Source organism: Streptomyces murinus (assembly GCF_002154555.1).
Taxonomy (GTDB): domain Bacteria; phylum Actinomycetota; class Actinomycetes; order Streptomycetales; family Streptomycetaceae; genus Streptomyces; species Streptomyces murinus.
The window spans coordinates 1-15,851 of record NZ_MUNF01000676.1 but is presented as its reverse complement, the minus strand read 5'-3'; the positions used below and the strand labels follow the sequence as shown (position 1 = coordinate 15,851).

The window sequence follows — 15,851 nt, the reverse complement described above, 5'->3', positions numbered from 1 at the left end:
GGCCAATACACCTAGGGCCTGTCTGACAATTCCCGTCTGCCGCGCGACGCCATGCACGCACTCTCGCGGCACCGGGCGCAGACCCAAGTACGTCCAGTACGAGGGCCTACGCCCGGCACCCCGAGAGCACGCACCTGACGCCGCGCGGCCGCCCTCCGGGCGACGACGGGAATTGTCAGACAGGCCCTAGCCCTCCCTCGGGGAGTCCTCCCGGCTCCCGTCCAGGATCACCCGTGCCACCAGCGCCGGATCGTCGTTCATCGGGCAGTGTCCGCAGCCGGGCAGGCGGATCAGGCGGGCGTGCGGGATGGTCTGCTTGGCGCGGACGCCCTGGCGGCGCAGGAGGAGGCGGTCCCTGCTGCCCCAGGCGACCGTGACCGGCAGTCCGGGCAGCGGATCGGTGAAGCGGACGGCGTTGCCGGACCGCAGGGTCGCCGTGAAGCCCGTCGCCTCCACCAGCGCCCGGGTCTCGGCCACCACGGCCGCGGGGTCCCGACGGGCGGGGCGGGCGTAGATGGTGCTCATCAGCGCGGTGCGGCCCGCCGTACTGCGGCTGAGCCGCTCCACCACGGGCACCGGCAGCCGCTGCGCGATCCCCCGCATCGCCAGCAGCGTCGCGAAGGCGTACCGCCGCTCGGCCTCGGTCCAGAACCCGGCGGGGGACAGGGCGGTGACGGACCGTACGAGCTTCTCGCGCCCCAGCTCCAGCGCGAGCAGGCCGCCCAGCGAGTTGCCCGCGATGTGCGGGCGGTCCAGCTCCAGCGTCTCGAACAGGGCGCCCAGTACGGCGTTGGTCGTGGGCAGGTCGTAGGCGAGGGCGGGCGGCAGTGCGGGGGAGGCGCCGAATCCGGGCAGGTCGACCGCGAATACCTCGCGCTCGGTGGCGAGGATGTCCACCACCGGGTCCCAGGCCTGCCGGTGGTGCCCGATGCCGTGCAGCAGGACCAGCGGCTCGCCGCGCCCCATGCGCGCGTAGGACACGGCCACGTCCTCGGGGCCGCGCGGGGTCGGGACGGTGAAGGAGGCGGTGGCGGACATGGGTGCTCCTCGGCTCGACTGCTGACGGACGCCGTAGACAGCTTGTCAGCAATTACTACCGACGGGTAGCCCCGGGGTGCGGGCCATGACCGACACGGTGGGCCGGGGCGTGGACCCGGACCCGTACCGACGTCAACCCGCCTGCCGCACCTCGATGTTGAAGTCCGCGTGCCCGAACACCCGCGACATCTGCAACCACAGCGGCAGATACATCTCCATGGCCCGCGCCGCCGCGATACCCCCGAGATCCAGCACCCGCGCGGCCGGCCACCCGAAGTCGCCCAGCCACGCCGTCACCCGTTCCTTCGCGCGTGTGTCCTGCCCGCACACGAACAGATGATGCCCGCCCGGCACCCGCCCCGGATCCACCATCACCCTGACGTTGACGGTGTTCAGCGCCTTGACCACCCGAGCCCCGGGAAACGCCCGCTGGATCCGCTCGCCCATGCTGTCCGACTCCACCGGGTCGAGCCGGGGCAGCCCGCCCTCGAAGGACAGCGGGTTGCAGACGTCGACCAGGATCTTGCCGTCCAGGTGCGCGGCGCCTACCGCCCGCAGCGCGTCCAGCGCCACCCGCCCGCTCACCGCGTTGATCACCGCCTCGCCCGCCGCCGCGGCCTGCGCGAACGTCCCCGCGTGCGCCCGCCCGGCCACCGCCGTCGCCCACTCCCGCGCCACCGGGTTGTCCGCGGTGCGCGACCCAAGGGTCACCTCGTGCCCCAGCTCCACCAACCGCCCCGCCAGCGTCCGCCCCACCTCGCCCGTGCCCAGCACCCCGTACCGCATCGCACACCTCCGGCTCACCGGCCGCCGGCCCCCGGCGGTCCGCGCGGTCATTGTGATCCGGCACGTTCGCGAGCGGCCAGATTCCGAGTGGACAGCGCCGGGGCGTGTCGGATGGGATGAGGACATGACCGCCGACCCCGCGACCGACGTCTTCGAGGAGCACCGGACCCTGCTCACCGGCGTCGCCTACCGCATGCTGGGCCGGGTCGCCGACGCCGAGGACGTGGTCCAGGACGCCTGGCTGCGCTGGTCCCGCGCCGAGCGCACGGAGGTCCGCGAACCCCGCGCCTATCTGGTGCGGATCACCACCCGACTGGCCATCGACCGGCTGCGCCAGGCGCAGTCGCGCGCCGAGTCGTACGTCGGACCGTGGCTGCCGGAGCCGTACGTCACCGAGTACGGCGAGGCCGCCCCCGACGCCGCCGACCGGGCCGTGCTCGCCGACACCGTCTCCCTGGCCGTCCTCGTCGTCCTGGAGACGCTGTCGCCCCTGGAACGCGCCGTGTTCGTGCTGCGCGAGGCGTTCGGCTTCCCGTTCGCCGAGATCGCCGCCCTGCTCGACCGAGGCGAACCCGCGGTACGGCAACTCGCCGGACGGGCCCGCCGGCATGTGGAGGAGCGGCGGCCGCGCTACGACGTCGATCCCGGCCGGCGGCGCGAGCTGACGGAGCGTTTCCTCGTCGCCGCGTCCGGGGGCGATCTGGACGGGCTGATGTCGGTGCTCGCCCCGGACGTACGGCTGGTCTCCGACGGCGGCGGCCAGGTCAAGGCGGCCCTGCGGATCATGCACAGCGCCGACAAGGTGGCCCGTTTCCTGGCCGCCGTGGCGCCCACCGTGGGATCCGAGGCCACGCTGCGGATGCTGGAGGTCAACGGCGGCCCGGCCGTCCTGGTCCTGTCCGGCGGCAAACCCGACAGCCTCTTCCAACTGGACGCCGGGGAAGGCCGGGTGACCTCGGTCTACATCCAGCGCAACCCCGACAAGCTGCGCCACCTGGCCGAGCACTGAACCGCATGCGGAACCGAGCCCCCGTCCCGCGGCGGGGGCTTTGCCGTGATGTCACCGGGATCACCGCGTACGAACGCCTCGTGAACGCTCCGCTGCGGCCCTCCTCCGTGTTCGCCCAGGGAACGAGGATTGGTCTTGACCAAGGGTGTCGGCCGCCCTATGGTCGGCAGAGAAGTGCAACAACCTTTAATAAACAAGGGCGCTAAAAACCGCCGCACCACGGCTCTTGCGGAGGACAGGGTGGGGACCACGCAGCTGGATTCGGTGCAGGAACCGAAGTACTGGCATCTCAGGACCGTGCTCAGCGAGGCGCTCGACTCCGAGTTCTCGGTCGGCGAGATCCTGCCCAATGAGCGCGATCTGGCCGCCCGCTTCGGCGTGGCCCGCGCGACGCTCCGTCAGGCCCTCGAACAGCTGGAGCTGGAGGGCCGGTTGCAGCGCCGCCGTGGCGTCGGCACCACCGTCGCGCCGCCGCGCGTGGGTGTGGCCGTCGGCGGCGAGCAGCACGCCTGGCCCGGCGCCGCCGGGGACGCCTGGCAGGCCGTCGACTGCGTCCAGGAGATTCCGGCCGCGGCCGTCGCCGCCGCCCTGGAGACCGGCGCGGACGAGCCCGTGCACACCGTGCGCCGCTCCCGGATGTCCGGCGGACAGCTGGTCGCCACCGAACTCCTGCACATCCCGGCCGCCTCGGTGCCCGGCCTCACCGCGATCGACGCGCCCTCCGGCGCGGCCCGCGCGCGTGCGGTGCTGCGGGAGCTGCACCATCTGGACCTGGAGGGCCAGGACCGCGCCGTCGAACTGGGCTCGGCCCGCGCCGACGACGCCCGGGAGCTGGACCGGCTGCCCGGCTCGCCCGTCCTGGTCGTCACCACCCGCTTCACCGCCCAGGGCCGCACCGCCGCCCTCTCCGTGGCGACCTACCGCGCCGACACCTGCCGGCTGACCTTCGGCGACAGCGCGGGCGTGGAGATCCACCACGACCCCGCCCAGCGCGCCTCCTGAACCACGCCGCGGCCCGCCTGGCTCGCCCACCCCTCGATCGGCCTCCATGCGCCCCGGAACTCCACCGGGGCGTACGCCGGTTGGTCCGGTGCGGGGGAGTGGCGGTCGGCACCATGCGCCGGTGCGGGGCAGCCGTGGTCGGCACCATGTCGGCCGGCCGTGCGACGCTCCTATGATTCCGGCGACCACGCCCCGCTGATCCCGGCGACCACGCACCGCGAGGAGGCCGTTCCGCCATGAGCCGTATCCAGCCCGCGGCAGAGGTACCGGCGCACGAGGAGCTGCGCGTCCCCGTGCACGGCGGCGATCTGGCCGTACTGCGCTGGCCCGCCGCCGACCCCGGCGCCCCCGTGGTGCTGGCCCTGCACGGCATCACCGCCAACGGCCTGTCCTGGGCCCGGGTCGCCCACCACCTCGCCGGCCGCGTCACCCTGCTCGCCCCCGACCTGCGCGGCCGGGCCCGCAGCGGCGACCTGCCCGGCCCGTACGGCATCGCCGCGCACGCCGACGACATGGCCGCCGTGGCCGCACGGCTGGCGCCCGGCCCCGTGGTGCTCACCGGCCACTCCATGGGCGCCTTCACCGCCGCGCTGACCGCCGTACGCCACCCCGGCCTGCCCTCCGCGCTGCTGCTCGTCGACGGCGGCGTGACCTTCCCGGTGCCGGCCGAACTGGAGCCCGACGAGCTGATCGCCGCCGTACTCGGCCCGGCCATGGCCCGGCTGTCCATGACCTTCGAGGACCGGGCCGCCTACCGTGCGTTCTGGCAGCGGCACCCGGGCTTCGCCGCCGCCTGGTCGCCCTGGGTGGACGCCTACATCCAGCGCGATCTCATCGGCGAGGAACCCGAGTTGCGCTCCTCCTGCGCGCTGGAGGCGGTCCGCGTCGACGGCATCGACCAGCTCGGCGGCGAGGTGGCCGAAGCGATCCACCGGCTGCCGCTGCCCGCCCGGCTGCTCTGGGCGGAACGCGGCCTGATGGACGAGCCGCAGGGCCTGTACGACGACGACCGGCTCGCCGCCGCGAAGCTCGACCCCGAGCGGGTCCGCACCCGCCGCGTCCCCGGCACCAACCACTACACGATCCTCGTCGGCGACGCCGGCGCCCGGCTCGTGGCGGACCAACTGCTGGCCGAGGCGGGCGTCCCGGCACCGTAGCGGGCGAAGTCCCGCGCGGCGCACGCGTCCTGCTCCGAGTGCCGTCAGCGGCGCGCCGTCACCGTGCCGTCCACCGCGAACAGCTGCTCCTCCACATGGTCCAGGGCCAGCCGCAGCGCCCCCGTGGCCACGGCCGCCCCGCCCAGCGCGGACAGCGCCACCCGGGGCGGCCGCAGGCAGTAGCGGGCCAGTTCGCGGCGCAGCGGTTCCAGGACGCCGTCCAGGCCGGCCGCCCAGCCGCCGACCACGACCAATTCCGGGTCGAGTGCCAGCACCAGCGCGGCCACATCGTGCACCAGCCGCTGGATGAACCGCTCCACGGCCGCCCGCGCCCGCAGATCGCCCTCCCGCGCCAGCGCGAACACCTGGGCCACCGCCTGCTCGTCCAGCGGGTGCAACGGCTCGTCGGTGGTGGACAGCAGCGTCTCCGGGGTGGCCTCCCGGCCCAGCAGATGCAGCGCCCCGATCTCGCCCGCCGCCCCGCCGAAGCCGCGGTGCAGCCGGCCGCCGATCAGCGAGCCCGCCCCGGGGCTCAGCCCGGCCAGCACGAACACCACATCGTCGGTCTCGTCCGCCGCGCCCTTCCAGTGCTCGGCGACCGCCGCCGCGTTGGCGTCGTTCTCCACCAGCACCGGACACTTGAAGGAACGGCTCAGCCGCTCACCGAGGTTCAGGCCCGTCCACTGCGGCAGCGCCGTGCTGAGCCGGACCGTGCCGTCCGCCGCCACGATGCCGGGCGTGCCCACGCCCACCGCGCGCAGCGAGTCCCGCGGGACCCCGCAGCGCCGCAGCAACTCGGCCACCGTGCCCCGCAGCCGGTCCAGGCGCTCGTCCGCCGACGCGGTCTCGGTGACCTCCTTGGCCTGCCGGCCCAGCACCCGCCCGTCCAGGTCGGACAGCAGCGCCGCGACCCGGTGCGGGCCGATCTCCAGGCCCAGCAGATGCCCCGCCTCGGCCCGGAACCGGAACCGGCGGGCCGGCCGCCCCTGGCGGCGCGCGATCCCCTCGTCGGCGGCCCGCTCCACCACGAGCCCCGCCTCGATCAGGCCCTCCACCACGCCCTCGACCGTGGGCCGGGACAGCCCGGTGACCCGCGCGATCTCGGTGAGCGTCGCACAGTCCGTGGCCCGCAGCGCATGCAGCACCACCGCGGAATTGATCCTTCGCAGCAGCGAGGGATCGCCGCCGGTCAGCTGGCCCACCGTCGGTCCTCCCAGCTCGCGGGCGTGTTGGCCGGATCGTACTCGTCCCGCACCGCCCCGGCGAGCGCCGGGTTCGACCGGAGCGCGGCGGCCGGCTCAGCGCGGCTCCACGAACCCCGACTCGTACGCCGCGATCACCGCCTGCGTGCGGTCGCGCGCCCCGAGCTTGGCCAGTACGGCGCTCACATGCGACTTGACCGTCTCCGCGCCCACCACGAGACCGGCGGCGATCTCCGCGTTGGACAGCCCGCGCGCCATCAGCCGCAGCACCTCCGCCTCCCGCTCGGTCAGCCGCGCCCGCTGAAGGACGGACCGCGCGGGCCGCCCTCCGCCGTCGCCGTACCGCTCGGCGAGCCGTCGTACCGAGGCCGGAAACAGCAGTGACTCGCCCGCCGCGACCAGCCGTACCGCGTGCACGATCTCGGCGGGCCGGGCCCGCTTCAGCAGGAACCCGTCGGCGCCCGCGCGCAGCGCCTCGTACACGTACTCGTCGTCCTCGAAGGTGGTCACCACAAGGATCTTCGGCGGGTCGGCGACCGTGCGCAGCACCGCGCGGGTGGCCTCGATGCCGTCCAGCAGCGGCATCCGCACATCCATGGCCACGACATCGGGCCGCAGCCGCCGTACCAGCGGGATCACCGCCGCGCCGTCCGCCGCCTCGCCCACCACCTCGATGTCGGGCTGCGCCCCGAGCACGGCCCGCAGCCCCGCGCGGACCAGTGGTTCGTCGTCGACGAGGAGTACGGTGACCGGCATCCGGCCAGCCTACCGAGGGCCCTCAGCCCAGCGGCAGTTCGACCCGGACCAGCCATTCGTCCCGCTCCGGGCCGGTGTGCGCGGTGCCGCCGAGCAGGGCGGCGCGCTCCCGTATCCCGCGCAGCCCGCTGCCCCGGCCGGGGCCGGGTATCGGCTCCGGCAGCGCGTTGCGCACCCGGAGCAGCAGCCGGTCGTCGGTGACCGCGACCCGGACCCGCACGGGTACGGCGCCCGCGTGCCGCAGCACATTCGTCAGCGACTCCTGGAGGATGCGGTAGCCCTCGCGGGACACCGGCCCCGGCACCGCCGCGACCGGCCCCGACACATCGGCGTCCACCGTCGCCCCCGAGGCCCGCGCCGACTCCAGCAGCCGGTCCGCGTCGGCCAGCGTGGGCCGGGCGCTCGCGGGCCGCTCGGCCTCGCGCAGCACCCCCAGCACCCGCTCCAGATCGGCGAGCGCGGCCCGACCGGTCTCCTCGATCGCGCCGAGCGCCCGGTCGGTGAACTCCGGATCGCCCGCCGCGCGCGCCGCACCCGCCTGCACCACGGCCACCGTCAGCGCGTGCCCGATGGAGTCGTGCAACTCCCGTGCGATCCGGGTCCGTTCGAGCAGCCGCTCGGTGCGCTCCTCCAGCGCGGCCAGCCGCTCGGCGGCCGACGGCCCGAGCAGCCGGCGCGCGCACGCCGTGACCAGCGCGCCCAGACCGACCACCGCGCCGTACAGGGCGAGCAGCGGGAGCGGTGACAGCAGGGCCCAGACGGGCGCCGGTGACAGCCGGTCCAGCAGCGGCATCCCGGACGGCGCGTGCCCCCACGCGCAGCCCGCCAGCTCTACCGCGGTGACGAGCGAGAACACCGTGGCGAAGCAGGTCACCCAGCCGAGCACCCAGCGCAGCTCCAGCCAGGCCACCGTGCGCAGCCGGTCCCGCCGACTCGCCGCCGGGGCCTCGGATATGCCGGACTCCGGCACGTCGGGTGTCAGCATCAACCGCGCCTGCACCCCCTCGCCCCGGCGGACGGCGGGCAGCAGCCCGAGCGGGACGAGCACCAGGGCGGGCACCCAGGGACGCTCGGGGTCGATGAAGAGCCACAGACTCTCCATCAGCATCGGCACCCACAGATGCAGCAGCCGTGTGTACGTCGTCCCGCGCAGCAACGGGCGCAGGAAGCGGACCATGGGCACATCGTCGCACCCCCCACTGACAACGGACCTCCCCCGCGCGGGGGAGACGATCCCCACCGGCGGGGGAGGCGTCAACTCCCGTGCCCCGCCAGGCTGAAGCCATGACCAGCATCGACGTACACGACCTCACCAAGGAGTACGGCACCAGACGGGCCGTGGACGGTCTGGGCTTCAGCGTCCGCCCCGGCCGTGTCACCGGCTTCCTCGGCCCCAACGGCGCGGGCAAGTCCACCACCATGCGCCTCGTCCTCGGCCTCGACCGCCCCACCGCGGGCACCGCCACCATCGGCGGCCGGCCGTACGCCGCGCTGCGCGAGCCGCTGCGCCGGGTGGGCGCCCTGCTGGACGCCGGGGCCGCGCACCGCTCCCGCAGTGCCCGCGACCAGCTGCGGGCCCTCGCGGCGAGCAACCGCATCCCCGGCACCCGCGTCGACGCGGTCCTCGAACAGACCGGTCTCGCCGAGGTGGCCCGGCGCCGGGTGGGCACCTACTCGCTCGGCATGCGCCAGCGGCTCGGCATCGCCGCGGCCCTGCTCGGCGACCCCGAGGTGATCCTGCTGGACGAGCCCGCCAACGGCCTCGACCCCGAGGGCATCGTCTGGATCCGCACCCTGCTGCGCGACCTCGCCGCCGACGGCCGTACCGTCCTGGTCTCCAGCCATCTGATGAACGAGACCGCCTCCTTCGCCGACCACCTGGTGATCCTCGGCCGCGGCCGCCTCCTCGCCGACACCCCCGTGCGGGAGTTCATCGACGCCCGCGTCCAGCCCGAGGTCAGGGTCCGCAGCTCCGACGCGGCCGCGCTCGGCGAACTGCTCACCCGGCACGGCCACGACGCCGTACGGCACCCGGACGGCGCCTGGACGGTACGGCACACCCGCGCCGAGGAACTCGGCCACCTGCTCGCCCAGGAAGGCATGCCCGTACTCGAACTTGCCGCCCGTGAGGGCACCTTGGAGCAGGCGTACCTCGATCTGACCGCCATCGAAGCCGAGTTCACCGCCCAGCCCCAGGAGGCCTGACCATGCCGTTCGTCCCGGTTCTCCACGCCGAGCTGATCAAGATCCGCACCCTGCGCTCGCTCATCGGCTCGCTGGCCGCGGTCGTCCTCGTCACGGCCGCCTTCTCCGCGCTCGCCTCGGCCTCCCCCGACGAGAACGACCCCGACCCGCTGTTCTCGGCGTTCTTCGGCATCAGCTTCGGGCAGATCGCCGCGCTCGCCTTCGGTACGACGGCCGTGGCGGCGGAGTTCCGGGGCGGGGCGCTGCGGCTGACCCTGGCGGCCACCCCGGACCGGCCCCGCTGGTTCGCTGCCAAGGCCGCCGCGATCGCCCTGCCCGCGCTCGCCGTCGGACTGCTCACGGGAGCGGTGACCCTCCTGGTCGGCAAGGCCGTCCTCGGGGCCGACGGCCCGACCTGGGCCGAGGGGCTGCGCGGCGCCGTCGGCTGCGCCCTCCAGCTCACCCTGATGGCCCTGTTCGCCGCGGGCCTCACCGCCGTACTGCGCAGCGGTGTCGCGACCCTCTCGATCCTGATCCCGTTCCTGCTGATCGTGTCCTTCGTGATCGGCGACATGTCCTCGGGCGTCGCCGACTTCCTCCCCGACCGCGCGGGCCAGGTCGCCCTGCACAGCACCTGGGACGGCCCCCTCGGCCCCTGGACAGGGCTCGCGGTGTGCGCCCTGTGGACGGCGGCGGCGCTGCTGGCGGGGATGTGGTCGGTGAGCCGCAGGGACGCCTGAGTCAGTCCGCGGCCGCCAGCCGCAGCCGCCCGTACTCCTCCGCCATCGTCGCCGCCGTCCAATGGGCGTTGAGACCACTGGGGTTGGGGAGAACCCAGATCCGGGTGCCGCCGATGGTGCGCTGCTGGGGGCCGATCCGGGCGGTGCGGTCGGCGAAGGCGGCGCGGTAGGCGGTCACACCGACCACGGCGAGCCAGCGCGGCGCAAGCTGCCGTACCTTCTCGGTCAGCAGCCGGCCGCCCTCGGTGTACTCCTCGGCGGTCAGCTCGTCCGCCCGGGCGGTGGCGCGGGCCACGACATTGGTGATGCCGAGGCCGTACGACAACAGGTCCTGCTGCTCGGCCGGTTCCAGCCGTCGCGGGGTGAAGCCGGACAGGTGCAGCACCGGCCAGAACCGGTTCCCGGGCCGGGCGAAGTGGTGGCCGGTGGCCGCCGTCATCAGGCCCGGGTTGATGCCGCAGAAGAGCACCCGGAGGCCGCCCGCGACCACGTCCGGGACGAGACGGTCGCGGGCGGCCTCCAGGTCCGCCTTCGAAAGACGCGGAGTCAGAGGATCGCTCCGGGGGTGTAGCCGGCGGCCTCCGGGCGCTGCTTGACGATCTCCTCGATCCGGCCGACGACCACGCCGACCTGGTCGGCCGCGGCGCCCGTGAAGGACAGCTTGTCGGCCATCAGCGCGGCCAGCTGGTCACGGTCCAGCGGCAGCCGCTCATCGGCGGCGAGCTTGTCCAGCAGATCGTTGCGCTCGGCGCCCTGCTCGCGCATGGCGAGGGCGGTGGCGACGGCGTTCTCCTTGATCGCCTCGTGCGCGACCTCGCGGCCGACCCCGGCGCGCACCGCGCCCATCAGCACCTTGGTGGTGGCGAGGAACGGCAGGTAGCGGTCCAGCTCACGGGCGATGACCGCCGGGAACGCGCCGAACTCGTCGAGCACGGTCAGGAAGGTCTCCAGCAGGCCGTCCAGCGCGAAGAACGCGTCCGGGAGCGCGACGCGGCGCACCACGGAGCAGGACACGTCGCCCTCGTTCCACTGGTCGCCCGCCAGCTCGCCGGTCATCGAGGCGTAGCCGCGCAGGATCACCATCAGGCCGTTGACGCGCTCGCAGGAGCGGGTGTTCATCTTGTGCGGCATCGCCGAGGAGCCGACCTGGCCCGGTTTGAAGCCCTCGGTGACCAGCTCGTTGCCGGCCATCAGCCGGATCGTCTTGGCCAGCGAGGACGGCGCCGCCGCCAGCTGCACCAGCGCGGTGACGGCCTCGTAGTCCAGCGAGCGCGGGTAGACCTGGCCGACCGAGGTGAACGCCTGGGAGAAGCCCAGGTGGACGGCGATCCGCTGCTCCAGCTCGGCGAGCTTGGCCGCGTCGCCGCCCAGCAGGTCCAGCATGTCCTGCGCGGTGCCCACTGGGCCCTTGATGCCGCGCAGCGGGTAGCGGGCGAGCAGCTCCTCGACGCGGCCGTAGGCCACGAGCAGCTCGTCGGCGGCGGTCGCGAAGCGCTTGCCGAGGGTGGTGGCCTGCGCGGCCACGTTGTGCGAGCGGCCGGCCATGACCAGCTCGGCGTACTCGCCGGCCAGCTTGCCCAGGCGGGCGAGGACGGACACGCTGCGGTCGCGCATCAGCTCAAGGGAGAGCCGGATCTGGAGCTGCTCGACGTTCTCCGTGAGGTCACGGGAGGTCATGCCCTTGTGCACATGCTCGTGCCCGGCGAGGGCGTTGAACTCCTCGATCCGCGCCTTCACATCGTGCCGGGTGACCTTCTCGCGCTCGGCGATCGAGGCCAGGTCGACGGTGTCGAGGACACGCTCGTAGTCGGCGATCGCCTCGTCCGGCACCTCGATGCCGAGGTCCTTCTGGGCCCGCAGCACGGCGAGCCAGAGCTGCCGCTCCAGTTTCACCTTCTGCTCGGGCGACCAGAGCGTGGCGAGCTCGGCGGAGGCGTAGCGTCCGGCGAGGACGTTCGGGATGCGGGGCTTGGCGGGCGCTGAAGTCACGTGTCCAGAGTCTACTGGCGGTTTGTGCAGGCCAGCGCCACGCCCCCGTTCGTCGGAAGCTACGAGAGCGCGCCGCCCCCCGTCACGCCCGGCCCTCGTACGCCTCGCGGACCTCGGGTGTCTCGTACGGCAGCAGCTGCGGGCGCTTGGCCGGCAGGCCGTCCCCGGAGGAGCGGCCGGTCAGCCGCCTGCCTATCCAGGGCAGCAGGTACTGCCGGGCGAAGCGGACGTCCGCCACCCGCCGGTCGAGCCAGGCGGGCGGCGCGGTGGCCGGCATCGGCACCTGCCACTCGGTGTCCTCGGGCGGGTAGCCGAGCGTCTGCCAGACCGCCTCGGCCACCCGGCGGTGCCCGTCGGCCGTCAGATGCAGCCGGTCCACGTCCCACAGCCGGGGATCGGCGAGCGCGGGGGCGCCGTACAGGTCGACGACGAGGGCGCCGTGCTTGGCCGCCAGCTCGTCCACGGTGGCGAACAGCTCCTCCATGCGCGGCCGGAACCGCTCAAGGACCGGGCCCTGGCGGCCGGGGCTGCGCATCAGCACCAGCCGCCCGCAGGAGGGGGCGAGCCGCTCCACGGCCTCGGTGAGCAGCCCGCGCACCCTGCCCATGTCGCAGTTGGGCCGCAGGGTGTCGTTGAGCCCGCCGACCAGGGTCACCACATCGGCGTTCATGGCGGCGGCCGCGTCCACCTGCTCGTCGACGATCTGCCCGATCAGCTTGCCGCGCACGGCGAGATTGGCGTACCGGAAGCCGGGGGCGCTCGCCGCCATCCGCGCGGCGAGCACATCGGCCCAGCCCCGGTAGGAGCCGTCGGGCAGCAGGTCCGACATGCCCTCGGTGAAGGAGTCGCCGATCGCGACCAGGCTGGTGTACGGGGGAGAAGTGGGATTCGTCTGCATGGCGACAGCGATGGTATCCCGGCTCCATACCCAGCGGTCGGTCGGCAGGGGAACCGGCGCGCTCAGGCCGGCTGTCCGAACAGCTCCCGCAGCACGTCCTCCATGGTCACGAGCCCGGCGAGGCGCCCGTCGTCGCCGAGGACGGCCGCCACGTGGTTGCGGCTGCCGCGCATCGCGGTGAGCACGTCGTCCAGCGGGGTGTCCGCCTTCACCCGGGCGATGGGCCGCATGTCGCGCAGCTCGAACGGCAGATCCTGGGGCAGGGCGTCCAGCGCGTCCTTGACGTGCAGATACCCGACGATACGGCGCCCCGGGTCGACCACCGGGAACCGGGAGAAGCCCGACTCGGCCGACAGCCGCTCCAGCTGCTCCGGGGTCACGCCCACCTGCGCGTACACCACGCGCTCCAGCGGCACCACGACGTCCCGCACCGGGCGGCTGCCCAGCTCCAGGGCGTCGTGCAGCCGCTCCTGGGCCCGGTCGTCGATCAGGCCCGCCTCGCTGGCGTCCTTGACGATCTCGGCGAGCTGCGCGTCGGTGAAGGTCGCCGCGACCTCGCCCCTGGCCTCCACCCGGAGCAGCTTCAGCAGCGCGTTGGCGAACGCGTTCACCGTGAAGATCACCGGGCGCAGTGCCCGGGACAGCGCGACCAGCGGCGGCCCGAGCAGCAGCGCGGCCCGCACCGGCTCCGCGAGCGAGATGTTCTTGGGCACCATCTCGCCCAGCAGCATGTGCAGATACGTCGCCAGGGTCAGCGCGATCACGAACGACACCACATGGCCCACGCCCAGCGGCACGCCCACCGCGTGGAACACCGGCTCCAGCAGGTGCGCGATGGCGGGCTCGGCGACCACACCGAGGACCAAGGTGCACAGCGTGATGCCGAGCTGGGCGGCGGCCAGCAGCGCGGAGACATGCTCCAGGCCCCACAGCACGCTCTTCGCCCGCCGGTCGCCCTCCTGCGCGAGCGGCTCGATCTGCGAGCGGCGCACCGAGATCAGCGCGAACTCACCGGCCACGAAGAACGCGTTGACCACGAGGGTGGCCAGACCGATCAGCAGCTGTACGGCGATCATCGCGCCCCCTCCGTCGTCTTGTCCCCGCGCTCGTCGTCCAGCGGCGCGTGCAGCAGCACCCGGGCGGCGCGCCGCCCGGAGGCGTCCACCACGTCCAGGCGCCAGCCCGCGATCTCGACCCGGTCGCCGACCTCGGGTATCCGGCCCAGCTCGGTGGCGACAAGACCGGCCAGGGTCTCGTACGGCCCGTCGGGCACCCGCAGTCCGACGCGCGCGAGCTGGTCGGTGCGGGCGGCGCCGTCGGCCGAGTACAGGGCCCGGCCGCTCTCGTCCGCGCCGGCCGGGGCGAGGTCGGGCGTCTCGTGCGGGTCGTGTTCGTCGCGGACCTCGCCGACGACCTCCTCGACGATGTCCTCAAGGGTCGCCACGCCCGCGGTGCCGCCGTACTCGTCTATGACGACGGCCATGGTGCGGCGGCCGGAGAGCCGGTCCAGGAGCCGGTCGACGGTGAGGGACTCGGGCACCAGCAGCGGCTCCCGCATCAGATGCGAGATACGGCGGTGGCGGCGGTGCTCGGCGGGCACCGCGAGGACGTCCTTGATGTGCACGGTGCCGACGACGGAGTCGAGGTTGCCGCGGAAGACCGGGAAGCGGGACAGGCCGGTCGCCCGGGTCGCGTTCGCCACGTCCTCGCAGGTCGCCTGCTCCTCCAGGGCGATGACCTGGACACGCGGGGTCATCACGTTCTCCGCGGTCAGGTCGGCCAGGTTCAGCGTCCGTACGAACAGTTCGGCGGTGTCCGCCTCCAGGGCGCCCTGCTTGGCGGAGTGCCGGGCGAGCGCGGCCAGCTCCTGCGGCCCGCGCGCGGAGGCCAGCTCCTCGGCGGGTTCGAGACCGAGCCGGCGTACGACGTGGTTGGCCGTGTTGTTCAGCTGGGCGATGAAGGGCCGGAAGGCGGCGCTGAACCAGCGCTGCGGGGTGCCCACCCGCTTGGCGACGGCCAGCGGCGAGGAGATCGCCCAGTTCTTGGGCACCAGCTCGCCGACGACCATCAGGAACACCGTGGACAGCGCGGTGCCGAGCACCAGGGCCGCCGATTGCGCCGCGCCGCCGGACAGGCCCATGGCGCGGAACGGCCCGGCGAGCATCTTGGCGATCGAGGGCTCGGCGAGCATGCCGACGACCAGATTGGTGACGGTGATGCCGAGCTGGGCGCCGGACAGCTGGAACGTCAGGTTCCGGACGGCCTTCAGGGCGCCCGCGGCACCCCGCTCGCCGCGCTGCACGGCCCGCTCCAGCTCGCCGCGCTCGACCGTGGTCAGCGAGAACTCGGCGGCCACGAACGCGCCGCAGGCGAGCGACAGCAGGATCGCCACCAGAAGGAGCAGCACTTCGGTCATCGGGTCACCCCCGTCCCATGATCGGACGGGGAACGGCGGGACGCGCGGTGTCGCGGGCCGGGGGGCTCGCCCATGGGTGGACGCTCACTACCTTTCACAGAGGACCGAGTACTCCCTCCAGGGTAAAGGATGGGCAAAGCAGCGCCGGGAAGCCTGTGGACAACTCCTCGGCCTCAGGCGGTGAGCGGCTTCACCCAGCGCCGCCATCGCTCCTCGGGCGCGTACCCGGCCGCACTCCACGCGTACCGCGCCCGCTCATTGCGCACCAGCACCATCGCGTCGGCGCGCCGCCCGCCGAGGCGCACGAAACGCTCCTCGGCGGCGGCCAGCAGGGCCGTGGCGACGCCCTGGCGCCGCCGCTCGGGAGCCACCGCGAGCCGGTACAGATGGCAGCGCCAGCCGTCGAAGCCCGCGATCACGGTGCCGACCGGCTCACCGCCCCGCTCGGCCAGGATCAGCGCCTGTGGGTCGAGGGTCAGCAGGCGCTCTACCCCGGCGCGGTCGTCGCTGATGCTGGTGCCCTCGGCGGCCGTCCGCCAGAAGGCGAGCACGGCGTCGAGGTCATCGGGTACGGCGGGACGCAGGCGCAGTTCGTCCGACGGCTCGTCCGGCAGCTCGTTCATCGGCAGCTCGTTCATGCGGCCACCTTGATCGCGGCCGGGCCCCGCGCGCCG

At 73.9% G+C, this 15,851-nt stretch carries 16 protein-coding genes; 5 read left to right on the top strand and 11 right to left on the bottom strand.

Going from position 1 to position 15,851, the window contains the following annotated elements; genetic code table 11:
• Positions 1–186: 186 nt before the first annotated feature.
• Complete coding sequence (locus CCN72_RS32840; RefSeq protein ID WP_086811869.1) at positions 187–1,038, bottom strand: alpha/beta fold hydrolase; 852 nt, start codon at positions 1,036–1,038, stop codon at positions 187–189.
• Positions 1,039–1,170: 132 nt separating this feature from the next.
• The gene (locus CCN72_RS32835; protein WP_086811867.1) at positions 1,171–1,824 is read right to left on the bottom strand and encodes an NADPH-dependent F420 reductase; all 654 of its coding nucleotides are present in this window, start codon (positions 1,822–1,824) and stop codon (positions 1,171–1,173) included.
• A 124-nt stretch (positions 1,825–1,948) separates the two neighbouring features.
• Here CCN72_RS32835 and CCN72_RS32830 point away from each other — a divergent pair, with 124 nt between their 5' ends.
• From CCN72_RS32830 to CCN72_RS32820, 3 genes are all read left to right on the top strand, one after another.
• Positions 1,949–2,833 (top strand): RNA polymerase sigma-70 factor, encoded by an 885-nt coding sequence (locus CCN72_RS32830; RefSeq protein WP_086811865.1) that lies wholly within the window; start codon positions 1,949–1,951, stop codon positions 2,831–2,833.
• 240 nt (positions 2,834–3,073) lie between these two features.
• Positions 3,074–3,835, top strand: a complete 762-nt coding sequence (locus tag CCN72_RS32825; protein WP_086811863.1) for a GntR family transcriptional regulator — start codon at positions 3,074–3,076, stop codon at positions 3,833–3,835.
• Between the two features lie 236 nt (positions 3,836–4,071).
• Positions 4,072–4,992 (top strand): alpha/beta hydrolase, encoded by a 921-nt coding sequence (locus CCN72_RS32820; RefSeq protein ID WP_086811861.1) that lies wholly within the window; start codon positions 4,072–4,074, stop codon positions 4,990–4,992.
• Positions 4,993–5,036: 44 nt separating this feature from the next.
• Here the strand turns inward: CCN72_RS32820 and CCN72_RS32815 are convergent, their stop codons facing one another.
• The 3 genes from CCN72_RS32815 to CCN72_RS32805 all read right to left on the bottom strand — a co-directional run bounded on the left by CCN72_RS32815 (position 5,037) and on the right by CCN72_RS32805 (position 8,127).
• Positions 5,037–6,194, bottom strand: coding sequence for an ROK family transcriptional regulator (locus CCN72_RS32815; protein WP_086811859.1), 1,158 nt, complete (start codon positions 6,192–6,194; stop codon positions 5,037–5,039).
• A 96-nt stretch (positions 6,195–6,290) separates the two neighbouring features.
• Complete coding sequence (locus CCN72_RS32810; RefSeq protein ID WP_086811857.1) at positions 6,291–6,950, bottom strand: response regulator transcription factor; 660 nt, start codon at positions 6,948–6,950, stop codon at positions 6,291–6,293.
• Positions 6,951–6,972: 22 nt separating this feature from the next.
• Entirely contained in the window at positions 6,973–8,127 is a 1,155-nt protein-coding gene (locus CCN72_RS32805) for a sensor histidine kinase (RefSeq protein ID WP_086811856.1), read from the bottom strand.
• Between the two features lie 107 nt (positions 8,128–8,234).
• On the opposite strand from CCN72_RS32805, the gene CCN72_RS32800 reads away from it, so the two are divergent.
• Both CCN72_RS32800 and CCN72_RS32795 read left to right on the top strand, forming a co-directional pair.
• On the top strand, positions 8,235–9,155 hold the full coding sequence (locus CCN72_RS32800; RefSeq protein ID WP_086811854.1) for an ABC transporter ATP-binding protein: 921 nt from the start codon (positions 8,235–8,237) through the stop codon (positions 9,153–9,155).
• 2 nt (positions 9,156–9,157) lie between these two features.
• Positions 9,158–9,874, top strand: a complete 717-nt coding sequence (locus tag CCN72_RS32795) for an ABC transporter permease (protein ID WP_086811853.1) — start codon at positions 9,158–9,160, stop codon at positions 9,872–9,874.
• Between the two features lies 1 nt (position 9,875).
• On the opposite strand, the gene mug is transcribed toward CCN72_RS32795, so the two are convergent.
• The 6 genes from mug to CCN72_RS32765 form a co-directional block, all read right to left on the bottom strand.
• A complete protein-coding gene (gene mug, locus CCN72_RS32790) occupies positions 9,876–10,364 on the bottom strand; it encodes a G/U mismatch-specific DNA glycosylase (RefSeq protein WP_244174594.1) in 489 nt (162 codons plus the stop codon).
• A gap of 56 nt (positions 10,365–10,420) precedes the next feature.
• Complete coding sequence (purB, locus tag CCN72_RS32785; protein ID WP_086811851.1) at positions 10,421–11,863, bottom strand: adenylosuccinate lyase; 1,443 nt, start codon at positions 11,861–11,863, stop codon at positions 10,421–10,423.
• A gap of 82 nt (positions 11,864–11,945) precedes the next feature.
• On the bottom strand, positions 11,946–12,761 hold the full coding sequence (locus CCN72_RS32780) for an SGNH/GDSL hydrolase family protein (RefSeq protein WP_086811849.1): 816 nt from the start codon (positions 12,759–12,761) through the stop codon (positions 11,946–11,948).
• Between the two features lie 62 nt (positions 12,762–12,823).
• Entirely contained in the window at positions 12,824–13,837 is a 1,014-nt protein-coding gene (locus tag CCN72_RS32775; RefSeq protein ID WP_085562735.1) for a hemolysin family protein, read from the bottom strand.
• Complete coding sequence (locus tag CCN72_RS32770; protein ID WP_086811847.1) at positions 13,834–15,177, bottom strand: hemolysin family protein; 1,344 nt, start codon at positions 15,175–15,177, stop codon at positions 13,834–13,836. The genes CCN72_RS32775 and CCN72_RS32770 overlap by 4 nt, the downstream gene beginning before the upstream one ends.
• 173 nt (positions 15,178–15,350) lie before the next feature.
• Positions 15,351–15,815 carry a GNAT family N-acetyltransferase gene (locus CCN72_RS32765; RefSeq protein WP_244174593.1) on the bottom strand — a complete coding sequence of 155 codons (465 nt, stop codon included), beginning with the start codon at positions 15,813–15,815 and terminating at the stop codon, positions 15,351–15,353.
• Positions 15,816–15,851: the final 36 nt, after the last annotated feature.